The organism is Stenotrophomonas sp. YJH_SMC_25 (assembly GCF_059369595.1).
In genome coordinates this window covers 118,935-130,975 of sequence record NZ_JCAFSV010000008.1, presented here as the reverse complement: position 1 = coordinate 130,975, position 12,041 = coordinate 118,935, and the positions used below count along the sequence as shown (strand labels likewise).

General features: G+C 64.6%; 12 protein-coding genes. 7 read left to right on the top strand and 5 right to left on the bottom strand.

The genetic code is table 11. The annotated features are described in order from the left end of the window. Nucleotides 1-137: 137 nt before the first annotated feature. From lon to AC5P7E_RS12665, 5 genes are all read right to left on the bottom strand, one after another. A complete protein-coding gene (gene lon / locus AC5P7E_RS12685; protein WP_049460497.1) occupies nucleotides 138-2,585 on the bottom strand; it encodes an endopeptidase La in 2,448 nt (815 codons plus the stop codon). A 143-nt stretch (nucleotides 2,586-2,728) separates the two neighbouring features. Next, complete coding sequence (gene clpX / locus AC5P7E_RS12680) at nucleotides 2,729-4,018, bottom strand: ATP-dependent Clp protease ATP-binding subunit ClpX (protein WP_004154600.1); 1,290 nt, start codon at nucleotides 4,016-4,018, stop codon at nucleotides 2,729-2,731. 126 nt (nucleotides 4,019-4,144) lie between these two features. Beyond that, the gene (gene clpP, locus AC5P7E_RS12675; protein WP_004146318.1) at nucleotides 4,145-4,771 is read right to left on the bottom strand and encodes an ATP-dependent Clp endopeptidase proteolytic subunit ClpP; all 627 of its coding nucleotides are present in this window, start codon (nucleotides 4,769-4,771) and stop codon (nucleotides 4,145-4,147) included. A 76-nt stretch (nucleotides 4,772-4,847) separates the two neighbouring features. Beyond that, a complete protein-coding gene (tig, locus tag AC5P7E_RS12670; protein WP_043401326.1) occupies nucleotides 4,848-6,143 on the bottom strand; it encodes a trigger factor in 1,296 nt (431 codons plus the stop codon). 290 nt (nucleotides 6,144-6,433) lie between these two features. Continuing rightward, nucleotides 6,434-6,994, bottom strand: coding sequence for an OB-fold protein (locus tag AC5P7E_RS12665; protein ID WP_052504338.1), 561 nt, complete (start codon nucleotides 6,992-6,994; stop codon nucleotides 6,434-6,436). Nucleotides 6,995-7,529: 535 nt separating this feature from the next. On the opposite strand from AC5P7E_RS12665, the gene AC5P7E_RS12660 reads away from it, so the two are divergent. From AC5P7E_RS12660 to AC5P7E_RS12630, 7 genes are read left to right on the top strand one after another with little or no spacing between them, the layout of a single operon-like run. Beyond that, a complete protein-coding gene (locus AC5P7E_RS12660) occupies nucleotides 7,530-9,965 on the top strand; it encodes a DNA-directed RNA polymerase (RefSeq protein ID WP_005412423.1) in 2,436 nt (811 codons plus the stop codon). 44 nt (nucleotides 9,966-10,009) lie between these two features. Further along, nucleotides 10,010-10,153: a hypothetical protein gene (locus AC5P7E_RS12655; RefSeq protein WP_005412422.1), complete on the top strand. Its 144-nt coding sequence runs from the start codon at nucleotides 10,010-10,012 to the stop codon at nucleotides 10,151-10,153. Next, entirely contained in the window at nucleotides 10,146-10,430 is a 285-nt protein-coding gene (locus AC5P7E_RS12650; protein ID WP_005412421.1) for a hypothetical protein, read from the top strand. Before AC5P7E_RS12655 ends, AC5P7E_RS12650 begins: the two co-directional genes overlap by 8 nt. Next, on the top strand, nucleotides 10,430-10,588 hold the full coding sequence (locus AC5P7E_RS12645) for a hypothetical protein (RefSeq protein ID WP_154267700.1): 159 nt from the start codon (nucleotides 10,430-10,432) through the stop codon (nucleotides 10,586-10,588). The genes AC5P7E_RS12650 and AC5P7E_RS12645 overlap by 1 nt, the downstream gene beginning before the upstream one ends. Beyond that, nucleotides 10,588-11,253 carry a hypothetical protein gene (locus AC5P7E_RS12640; RefSeq protein WP_004154595.1) on the top strand — a complete coding sequence of 222 codons (666 nt, stop codon included), beginning with the start codon at nucleotides 10,588-10,590 and terminating at the stop codon, nucleotides 11,251-11,253. Before AC5P7E_RS12645 ends, AC5P7E_RS12640 begins: the two co-directional genes overlap by 1 nt. Beyond that, a complete protein-coding gene (locus AC5P7E_RS12635; protein ID WP_157178715.1) occupies nucleotides 11,237-11,674 on the top strand; it encodes a RusA family crossover junction endodeoxyribonuclease in 438 nt (145 codons plus the stop codon). The genes AC5P7E_RS12640 and AC5P7E_RS12635 overlap by 17 nt, the downstream gene beginning before the upstream one ends. Further along, entirely contained in the window at nucleotides 11,675-12,037 is a 363-nt protein-coding gene (locus tag AC5P7E_RS12630) for an N-acetylmuramoyl-L-alanine amidase (RefSeq protein ID WP_004154593.1), read from the top strand. The last annotated feature ends 4 nt before the right edge of the window (nucleotides 12,038-12,041 follow it).

Here is a 12,041-nt window from a genome sequence, read left to right as displayed (position 1 = left end):
GGAAACGGTTCGCCGATTCAGTCATCGCTGACAGCGATCACTCATTCGCGAGTGCTGCTTTTATACCAGTGGCCCTACCCCCACGCAAGCTGGAAAGCCAGCAATGACGCGGGTTTCGGGCCATTGGACAGCGCGCGTCAATGCTTGACGCGCGCGCTTCCACTCGGTTTGGCCTTGCTGCGCACCGTGACACGCTGCGCACTCTTGCGCGCCTTCTTCGGTGCCAACGGACGCTCCAGCGCCAGGTCCAGGACCTCTTCGATGTACTTCACCGGGACGATCTTCAGATCGCGGGTGACGTTGGCCGGAATGTCGGCCAGGTCCTTGCGGTTCTCTTCCGGGATGATGACCGTGCGGATGCCGCCACGCAGTGCCGCCAGCAGCTTTTCCTTCAGGCCACCGATGGCGGTGACGCGACCACGCAGGGTGATCTCGCCGGTCATCGCCACGTCGGCACGCACCGGCACCTTGGTCAACATCGACACCAGCGAGGTGACCATTGCCGCACCGGCGCTCGGGCCGTCCTTCGGGGTGGCGCCATCGGGCACGTGCAGGTGCACGTCGTGCTTCTGCAGGAAGTCGCTGTCGATGCCGAAGCCGACCGCGCGCGAACGCACCACCGACAGCGCCGCTGAAGCCGATTCCTTCATCACGTTGCCGAGCTGGCCGGTCAGGATCAGCTGGCCCTTGCCCGGCACCAGCGTCGATTCGATCTGCAGCAGATCGCCGCCGACCTCGGTCCAGGCCAGGCCGGTGACCAGGCCGATCTCGTTCTCTTCCTCGGCACGGCCGAAGTCGAAGCGACGCACGCCCAGGTACTTGTCCAGGTTCTTGCTGGACACGCTCACCAGCGCCTTCTTCTTCGCGCCCTTCTTCGCCTTGGCCGGCTGCGGGCCGGCCAGCGCGATCTCCTTCACCACCTTGCGGCAGATCTTGGCGATCTCGCGTTCCAGGTTGCGCACGCCCGATTCGCGCGTGTAGTAGCGCACGATGTCCTGGATGGCATCGCTGCCGATCTCCAGCTCTTCCGGCTGCAGGCCGTTGGCCTTGACCTGCTTGGGCACCAGGTAGCGGGTGGCGATGTTGAGCTTCTCATCCTCGGTGTAGCCGGGGATGCGGATCACTTCCATGCGGTCCAGCAGCGGGCCGGGAATGTTGAGCGAGTTCGAGGTGGCCACGAACATCACTTCGGACAGGTCCAGGTCCACTTCCAGGTAATGGTCGTTGAACGCGTTGTTCTGCTCCGGGTCGAGCACTTCCAGCAGCGCCGAAGACGGATCGCCACGGAAGTCCATCGACATCTTGTCGATCTCATCGAGCACGAACAGCGGGTTCTTGCTGCCGACCTTGTTGAGGTTCTGCACGATGCGGCCCGGCATCGAACCGACGTAGGTACGACGGTGGCCACGGATCTCGGCCTCGTCGCGCACGCCGCCCAGCGACATGCGCACGAACTTGCGGTTGGTGGCCTTGGCGATGGACTGGCCCAGCGAGGTCTTGCCCACGCCCGGCGGCCCGACCAGGCACAGGATCGGGCCCTTCATCTGCTTCACGCGCGACTGTACCGCCAGGTATTCAAGGATGCGTTCCTTGACCTTCTCCAGGCCGTAGTGATCGGCGTCGAGGGTGTCCTGCGCAGCCTTCAGGTCCTTGCGCACCTTGCTGCGCTTCTTCCACGGCACGCCCAGCAGCCACTCCAGGTAGTTGCGCACCACCGCGGCTTCGGCCGACATCGGCGACATCTGCTTGAGCTTGTTCAGTTCGTTGCGCGCCTTGGCTTCAACGGCCTTCGGCATGCCGGCTTCGGCGATCTTGCGGGCCAGTTCTTCCAGCTCGCCCGGTGCGTCGTCCAGGTCACCCAGTTCCTTCTGGATGGCCTTCATCTGTTCGTTGAGGTAGTACTCGCGCTGGCTCTTCTCCATCTGCGACTTCACGCGGCCGCGGATGCGCTTCTCCATCTGCTGCACGTCGATCTCGCCGTCGACCAGGCCGACCAGCATTTCCAGGCGGTCGCCCACGGCCAGCGTTTCCAGCAGGCGCTGCTTGTCGGCCAGGCGCACGCTGATGTGCGCGGCGATGGTGTCGGCCAGGCGCGCCGGCTCATCGATGCCCGACAACGTCTGCAACAGCTCCGGCGGCAGCTTGCGGTTGGTCTTGACGTACTGCTCGAACAGCGACATCAGCGAGCGGGCGATGGCCTCGACCTCGCGCGCTTCGCGCTCGTCAGTGGCCTCGATCTCCACCGCCTGGCCGTGCAGCGAGCCGTTGCGCTCGTCGACGTGGGTGACCTGTACGCGCGACAGTCCTTCGACCAGCACCTTGATGGTGCCGTCGGGCAGCTTCAGCAGCTGCAGCACCTGCGCCAGCGTACCGACCTGGTAGAGGTCGGCCGCATGCGGGTCGTCGGTTTCGGCCGACTTCTGCGCCAGCAGCAGGATGCGCTTGTCCGCCTCCATTGCCTGTTCGAGCGCGTGCATGGACTTGTCACGGCCGACGAACAGCGGGATGACCATGTGCGGGAACACCACTACGTCGCGCAGCGGCAGGACCGGCAGGTCGAGGGTTTCACTTGGGGAACGGGCCATGGGGGCTCCAGGGAAGGGGGAAAACCGCCTCCGGGAGGGCATCTTCCGGAGACAAAAAAAGCCGATGGCCCCGTTATGGGGCCATCGGCTTTCAGATGCAAGGCATTCCTTGAAAATCCTTTCCAATCAACAACCTGGAAGGATCACTCGGCGCCTGCGGCCTTCTGTTCAGGGGCCGCTGGCGTCTGGTAGATCAGGTACGGCTCGGACTTGTGCTCGATCACCGACTCGTCCACCACCACCTTGCTGACGTTTTCCTGCGACGGCAGGTCGTACATGGTGTCCAGCAGGACCGATTCGACGATGGTGCGCAGGCCGCGGGCACCGGTCTTGCGCTTGAGCGCCTTGCGGGCAATGGCCGACAACGCGTCCGGGCGGAACTCCAGCTCGACGTTCTCCATCTCGAACAGCTTCTTGAACTGCTTGGTGATGGCGTTCTTCGGCTCGGTCAGGATCTTGATCAGGGCCGGCTCGTCCAGCTCCTCCAGGGTCGCCACCACCGGCAGGCGGCCGACGAACTCCGGAATCAGGCCGAACTTGATCAGGTCTTCCGGCTCGACTTCGGCCAGCACCTTGCCCACTTCCTGCTTGCGCTCGCTGCTCTTCACCTTGGCACCGAAGCCGATGCTGCCGACGTCGGTGGAACGGGCCTGGATCACCTTGTCCAGCCCGGCGAACGCGCCGCCGCAGATGAACAGGATGTTCTTGGTGTCCACCTGCAGGAATTCCTGCTGCGGGTGCTTGCGGCCGCCCTGCGGCGGAACGCTGGCCACGGTGCCTTCGATCAGCTTCAGCAGCGCCTGCTGCACGCCTTCGCCGGACACATCGCGGGTGATCGACGGGTTCTCGCTCTTGCGCGAGATCTTGTCGATTTCATCGATGTAGACGATGCCCTGCTGCGCCTTCTCGACGTCGTAGTCGCACTTCTGCAGCAGCTTCTGGATGATGTTCTCCACGTCCTCGCCCACGTAACCGGCTTCGGTCAGCGTGGTGGCGTCGGCCATGGTGAACGGCACGTTGAGCAGGCGGGCCAGGGTCTCGGCCAGCAGGGTCTTGCCCGAACCGGTCGGGCCGACCAGCAGGATGTTCGACTTCGCCAGTTCGACGTCGTCGTTCTTCTGCCGGCTCTCGATGCGCTTGTAGTGGTTGTACACGGCCACGGCCAGGGTGCGCTTGGCGCGGTTCTGGCCGATCACGTACTGGTCGAGCACCTCGAGGATCTCGCGCGGCTTCGGCAGCGAACTGCGCGCCGACTGCGCCTTTTCCTCAAGCTCCTCGCGGATGATGTCGTTGCACAGCTCCACGCATTCATCACAGATGAACACGCTCGGACCCGCAATCAGCTTGCGCACTTCATGCTGGCTCTTGCCGCAGAAAGAGCAGTAGAGGATCTTGCCGGTGTCCGTGGAACGACCTTGGCGGTCTTCGCTCATGCTTCGCTTACCCAGTTACCCCACCCGCTGAACGGGGGTTCGATTCGAGAATAGCACAGGGCCGAGGGGACACCAGTCCCGCCCGACCCTGCAGGAACGAGGCCTCCATGGCCCCGTGAAGGCCGGTCAACCGGCCTGGATCGACTCATCCGGACGACGCTCCAGGACCTGGTCGACCAGACCGTAGGCCTGCGCCTCGAAGGCGCTCTTGAAGTTGTCGCGCTCGGTGTCGCGGGCGATCGTCTCCAGCGACTGGCCGGTGTGCTTGGCCAGCACCTCGTTCAGGCGCGAACGCAGGGTCAGGATCTCACGCGCGTGGATGTCGATGTCGGTGGCCTGGCCCTGGTAGCCACCCAGCGGCTGGTGGATCATCACGCGCGAGTTCGGCAGCGCATAGCGCTTGCCGGCTTCGCCCGCGGCCAGCAGCAGGGCACCCATCGAGGCAGCCTGGCCGATGCAGGTAGTGCTCACATTCGGCTTGATGTACTGCATGGTGTCGTAGATCGCCATACCGGCGGTGACCACGCCACCCGGCGAGTTGATGTAGATGTTGATGTCCTTTTCCGGGTTTTCCGATTCCAGGAACAGCAACTGCGCCACCACCACGTTGGCCATGTGATCGTCGATCGGGCCCACGAGGAAGATCAGGCGCTCCTTCAACAGGCGCGAATAGATGTCGTAGGCACGCTCGCCGCGGCTGGTCTGCTCGACCACCATCGGAACCAGGTTCAGGGCTTTGGTTCGGTTGTCCATTACGTGAGGTACCTATCTTGGGGGGCAACAACCCCGCGCCGGCAAAGGCACGGGGCATCCGGTGATCCGCCCGGGCTTACTGGCGGATCGCGTCCTGGAACGACAGCTTCTCTTCGGTGTGCTGGGCACGCTCGGCGATCCAGTCGATCACCTGCTCTTCCATCACACGGTTCTGCAGGCCAGACATCAGCTGGGGGTCGTTGCGGTACATCTCAATGACCTGCTCCGGCTCTTCGTAGGTCGAAGCGATCAGACGCATCGTTTCGTTCAGGCGCTTGGCTTCCAGGCGCAGGTCGTTGATGCGGGCCACTTCACCGACCAGCAGGCCGACCAGCACGCGCTTGGCGGCCGCTTCCTTGAAGCCTTCGTGGGCATCGGCCGGGATCTCGCCGACGTTCTGGCCGTTGCGGCGGATCTGCTCGACCTGCTGGGCCAGCATGGCACGGGCTTCGTTCTCAACCAGGCGCGGCGGCATTTCCACCGAGGAATAGGCGGCGATCAGCTGCTCGCCCACTTCGCGGCGCAGGCGGTTCATCAGCGCGCCCTTCAGCTCGCGCTCCAGGTTGGCGCGGATGTCGCTGCGGAACTGCTCCACGTCGCCGCCCTTCACGCCAAAGCTCTTGATGAAGGCTTCGTCGACCGCCGGCACGACCGGCTCGGACACTTCGGCGACCTTGACGGTGACCTGCACGGTCTTGCCGGCCAGCACCGGCACGCGCCAGTCAGCCGGGAACTCGACGTCCAGGGTCTTCTCTTCGCCCTTGGCCAGGCCGACCAGGCCCTTTTCAATGGTCTCGAACATCATGCCCTGGCCGAGCACGATCGAACCCTTCTCGGTGCCTTCGGCCGGCAGGCGCTCTTCGCCGGCCTGCGACCAGGTTTCCACCGCGACCAGGTCACCGTCCTGCGCGCCACGGCTGACCGGGGCCCAGGTACGACGCTGGTTCTGCAGGTTCTCGATCATCTGGTCGATGTCGGCGTCGGTGATTTCGGCGCTGTGGCGGACGACGGTCAGCTTGCTGACGTCGATGTCGCCGAAGTCCGGCACCACTTCCACGGTGGCCACGAAGGAGAACTCACCCTCGTCGCCCTTGTCGATGCGCGGGCTGCCGACGATGCGCAGGTCGTGCTCGCGCACGGCCGCGTCGAAGGTTTCGCGCAGCAGGCCGTCCAGCGCCTCGCCACGGACCTGCGCGCCGAAGCGCTGCTCGATCACCTTGGCCGGCACCTTGCCCGGGCGGAAGCCCTTGATGCGGGTGGTACGGGCGATTTCGCCCAGGCGGCCGACGATGTGGCTCTGCAGACGCTCTTCCGGCAGCGAGAAGCTCAGGCGGCGTTCCAGGTTGCCGGTGGATTCGATCGAAGCTTGCATGTTGACTCCTGCCACCGGTGGCCCAGGCCCCCGGCTCGATGATTGGGATGAAACGGTTGTAAGGACACGACGTCTGGGACGCGCCTGCTTGCCGCAGCCCTTTAGTTTCGCCCAATTCGGCCTGCACTGCCAGCGCGTGCCGGTCAAGGGGGCTTGAACCTGGCTCCCGGCAGACCCTCCGCCCGTGCCCGGCGAGCCCGCCCCGCGTTCAGGCATGCCCCATGGTGGGCCACACACATCAAAAAAAGGGCGCCAATGGCGCCCTTTTCCAGTACGGGACAGCGTCGCGGTCAGAGGACCTGGCAATCCTTGGACATCGGCGTCTTGCCGACATCACCACGACCGGTGCAGACCAGATTCACGGTCTGACCCTTCTTCAGGGTGCCGATGACCTCCAGGTGAGCCTGGCTGAACGAGAACTGCGGCTCGATGAACAGGCCCGCGCGCAGGCTCACGTAGGGGTCGCCCATCAGATCGGTGTTGATCGAGTCCACCGTGCCGGAAACGCGGTAGCGCTTGCCCTTGAACTTCTGGTCGGCGGCAACGGTGTTCTCCTCGTAGGCCTTGGCCAGCTCGGCAACAGTCACCTGCGGCAGCGCGTCGAGCGCAGCACGCTCTTCGTCGAGCTTCTTCTGCTCGGCCTCGGCCTTGGCGCGCTCCTTCGATGCCGCAGCGTCGGCCTTGGCCTGCTCCCTGGCGGCAGCGGCTTCGGTACGCTGCTGCTCACGCGCAGCGGTCTCGGCTGCACGCTGCTCAGGCGTCTTGTTGGCGTCGACCAGCATGCCGAGTGCCATCAGGCCCACGAACAGGACCACGATCACGATGATCGCCCACTTCAGAAACTTCTTCATGAATCCCCCCTTCCTTGTTGTAAGCGCAGCAAATCCGGCCACGCGATGCGGTCAACAAGTATAACGACTATGTGAAGACCGCTGGCCAACACATGGGCAGATGCGGCATCTGCCAGTGGCATTGCAGGGGGAGTGGCTGGCCGGCCATGGACGCACCTGGGCTGGTGCGAAAGGGGGGACTCGAACCCCCACGCCTTGCGGCACTGGAACCTAAATCCCGAAGCCCCTGCCGATTAGTGCTGACCACTCAACTACTTACAGCGTTCCAGTCTATCAGGTGACGCTTCGGGTGACATATAGGTGACGCCGGGTGCCGCGACAGGTGACACCAGGTGACGCCGAATAAAGTGGTCATCTTCGGCGGACCTCCTCCTAGGACAACCATTCAGAACTACTCATTGCTGTTCACCACCGAGGACTACTACAGTTCCACATAGGTCCACCCAGGACCAACAACCGAACCACTCAGGACCGTACCGGGCAGCCCCCGGTGCGGTCCTCCCGTTTTGACTTTTGCATCCCCCGAGGGCAAACGATGACGACTTGGCAAGAGAACGACCTGCACGCCGCCCAGCTCGAACTGGAGAAGGAAAGCACCAGCCTGGGCATTGCCCGCTACGAGAAGATCAGGGAGCAGCGCCAGGAGGCCGAGACCGGCCCCGGCCGCAAGCTGGTCATGGAGAGCATCGACGCCACCGCCGCCGCGATCATGGCGTTCGTGGCCGAAGCCGACACCGGCAAGCCGGGCAAGCGCCACGCCGCCCTCAAATTCATCCGCCACCTGAACCCCCACGCCCTCGCCTATCTGACCAGCTTCACCTGCGTCAACGCGCTGGTCGCCGATCACCGCAAGGCGGTGTCCGTGGCGATCACCCTGGGCCACGAGGTCGCCAACGAGATCAACTTCTCCCTGCTCCGCGAGAAGCACCCCGGCCTGTACCGGGTCGTCCAGGAGCAGCTCAAGAAGTCCACCTCGGCCCGGCACTCCACCGCCGTCATGCGGCACGTCATCGCCGACGCCGAGTTCGCCCCCGAGGACGACAAGCGCCTCTACCTGTCCGACAAGGACGCGCTGCTGGTGGGCATGAAGCTCATCGAGCTGTTCGTCGAGGCGACCGGGCTGGTCGAGCTGGTCACCGTCGCCGAGCGCGGCAAGCGCCACCTGCTCATCGCCGGGAATCAGAAGGTGCTCGACTGGCTGACCAAGGCCCACGACAGCGCCGCCCTGTACCAGCCGGTGCTGATGCCGATGGTCGTCCCGCCCCGTCCGTGGACCACGCCCCGCGACGGCGGCTACCTGACCGACATCGGCGGCCGGGCTGACCTCGTGCGTACCCGCAACCGCGCCTACAAGCGCGAGCTGGCGCTGGTCGATATGCCCAACGTCTACCAGGCCCTCAACGCCATCCAGGCAACCGCCTGGAAGGTGAACGTGCCCGTCCTAGAGGTCATGCGCGAGCTGTGGAACGCAGGCGGCGGTGTCGCCGGGCTGCCGGAGCGTGAACTGATGGACCTGCCGAGCCGCCCTGCCCTGCTGGAGACCGACCCGGACTACTTCAAGGAGCACCACGCCGACGAGTTCAAGGAATGGAAGCGCGACCGCGCCAAGGTCTACGAGGCCAACGCGCGCAGCGTGTCCACCCGCCTCGCCGCCGCGCAGAAGATCGCCTTGGCGGAGAAGTTCGCCGAGTACCCCGCGATCTACTTCCCTCACAACCTCGACTTCCGCGGCCGGTGCTACCCCCTGCCCCCGACGCTGACCCCGCAGGGTGATGATGCGGCCAAGGGCCTGCTGACGTTCGCCCAAGGCGTGCCGCTCGGCGAGGACGGTGCCTACTGGCTCGCCATCCACGTCGCCAACTGCTTCGGCGTGGACAAGGTGTCGTTCGAGGAGCGCGTGGCCTGGGTGCGCGAGCACGAGGAGCAGATTCTCGACAGCGCCCTCGATCCGCTGGACGGCCAACGCTTCTGGATGGACGCCGACAGCCCGTTCTGCGCGCTGGCAGCGTGCTTCGAGTGGCTCGGCTACAGCCTCAACGGCCGCGATCACGTCTCCCATCTGCCCATCGCGCTCGACGGCTCCTGTAACGGCCTCCAGAACTTCTCGGCCATGCTCCGCGACTCCGTGGGCGGTGCAGCCACCAACCTGATCCCGCAGCCGAAGCCCGCCGACATCTATTCGCGCGTGAAAGACGTGGCCCAGGAGAAGCTGCGCGCCCGTGCCGAGAGCGGCGACCCGCTGGCGATCAAGCTGGACGGCCAGCTCACCCGCGACATCGTGAAGCAGCCGGTGATGACGCTGCCCTACGGCGTCACGAAGTCGGGCATGCGCGCCCAGGTGCTCTCCAAGTTCAAGAAGCTGGGCATGGAGGACGATTGGGAGACCGCCGAGTACCTGGCGACCCTGCTGTGGGAGTGCATCGGCGAGGTCGTGATCGCAGCCCGCGCGGCGATGGACTGGCTGCGTGACGCCTCCAAGGTCGCCTCGTCGGCCGACCTGCCGGTGAGCTGGACGACCCCCGCTGGCTTCCCGGTCCTCCAGGAGTACCGCGAGGAGGAAGGCGTCCGCATCCGGCCGCACGTCGGAGGCCGCGAGGTGAATTTAGTGGTCAACATCGGCGGTACTAAGCTCGACCGTCGCAGGCAGACCCTCGGGATCAGTCCGAACTTCGTCCACTCCTGCGACGCCAGCCACATGATGCTGACCACCTGCCTCGCGGCAGAGAACGGCATCGAGTCGTTCGCCATGATCCACGACTCCTACGGTACGCACGCGGGCCAGGCAGCAATCCTCGCCGCCGCACTCCGGCAGGCGTTCGTCGATCAATACAGCGGCGACGTACTGGCCGACTTCCGACAGCAACTCGTCGAGCAGCTCCCGCCAGAAGCGGCAGAGAAACTCCCACCCCTCCCGCCGCATGGCGACCTGGACCTCAGCCTGGTGCTGGAGTCGCGCTATTTCTTTGCCTAGTCCATCCCCCTTTGGCAATTGATACCCCAAGCGAGAACATCAACATGAGCATCAACTACCAGCACGCACTGAACACCTACGTTGCCCAGGACCACTTCGGTGTGGTCCTCGGCATCTACAACCCGGCCGAACACGGCACGGTCGAGGAGTTCAAGCACCGCATGACGGAGCTGCACGCAGGTGCGTGATCGCGTCATCGACGGACTGCACTCACGTTCTGCCGAGAGCGCCGCACGCGGCGCTTTCGTAGTGATCGACAGCGTGCAGTCCCTCGGCCACCCGGCCGATCAGGTGATCGGCTTGGCGTGCGCCTTCAAGAACTTCTGCGAAGTGCTCGGCCTCGATCCGATGGAAGTGCTGCGGGTCGTCTCGCGCATGGAGCAGGACTGCCGCTACCGGCAGGTCAACACCCTCAACGCCGTGCGCCGCTACGCGGAGCGCGAGCTGAAACCGCACTACCCGTGATGCGTGACCCGATCACCGACGCCTTCATCGACGAGGCGCTCATCGGCTTCGACATCGACGAAGCCTTCGGCATTTCCGCCGACACCCCGTTGACCGCCGCCGCTGACCTGTGGCGCGCGGGCATCTATCTCCCGACCAACTACGAGACCGACAACTGATGGCAACCAAGAAGCGCGAACGATTCGTCTCCCCCAAGGGCACCGCCGTGTGGCCGCGCCTGAACGAACCGGACACCAAGTTCAAGCCGGAAGGCGAATACACCGTGAGCCTGGCGTTCGACCCGAACGACAAGGACTTCAAGGCGCTGGCGAAGAAGCTGGAAACCCGGCGCGACGAGCTGTTCCAGGAGTTCCTGAGCGAGAACCCGAAGAAGAAGAAGGGTGCCGAAGTGGCCCCGGTGTTCACCGAAGAAACCGACGAGAACGGCGATGACACCGGCCGCGTGCTGGTGAAGTTCAAGATGAAGGCCAGCGGCGTCAGCAAGCGCACCGGCAAGAAGTTCACCATGCGCCCGGACATCTTCGACGCCCGCGGCAAGAAGATCGACAACCCGCCGCAGATCGGCGGCGGCAGCGAACTCAAGGTCTCCTACGAGATCGGCGGCTCGTTCGTCGAATCGGCCAAGAAGTTCTACCTGACCTGCTACATGGTCGCCGTCCAGGTGATCGAGCTGGTCGAGTTCGGCCAGCGCAACGCCAAGGACTACGGCTTCGGCGAGGAGGACGGCTACGAGGCCGCCGACAGCGCGCCGTTCAGCGACAGCGATGACGACTCGGACGACGACAGCGACTCCGACGACGAGGGCGATGACGGCGACTACTGATCCGCTGTCGGTCATCGTGAACACCGCGAGGGGGGCCAAGCATTTGGCCTCCCTCACGTTCCCGTTTGACCCGGTGCCCGCCTCGCGCCCGAAGGTTTCGCGCTGGGGCGTCTACTACGGCAAGACCTACAAGACCTGGAAGGAAGCCGCAGAGAAGCATCTGCCAGCCGGTGATCTGGACCTGTCGCCGACCGATCCGGTTTTAGTGGTCATCATCGCGGTATGCAAACGCGCCAAGACCTCGAAGGCCGCGTTTCCCAAGGGCGACGTGGACAACCTCGCCAAGGGGCCGATGGACGTTGTGACCAAAGCCACCGGCTATTGGGCCGACGACAAGCAAGTCATGTGGCTGCTCTCCGGTAAGCGCTGGGCGCAGCCGGACGAAGAACCACGCACCGAAGTCCACCTCTACAAACTCTAAGTGCGCCTCAAACCTCTGGAATCGGTAGAGGCGCTGTTCGTCCTCGCCAGCATGACCCGCCCCGAGCAGGTCACGACCGGCGAAGAACTCGCACGCCTGCACCGCTCGCAGGGCTACTCGAAGATCGCCGTCCACTTCGTCATCGAACGTGACGGCTCGATCTACGACGGTCGCCCGCTGAATCAGCCCGGCGCTCTCGCCGGTAAGCACAACCAATCCGCATACCAAGTCTGCCTCCTGGGCGGCGTCAACGACGCCATGCAGCCCGAGGACAACTTCACCGAAGCCCAACACGCCGCGCTGCGACGCCTGCTCGCCGCCTACGGCAAGCCCGTCGTGTGGGCACCTGACTTCCCTCGATAGGAGA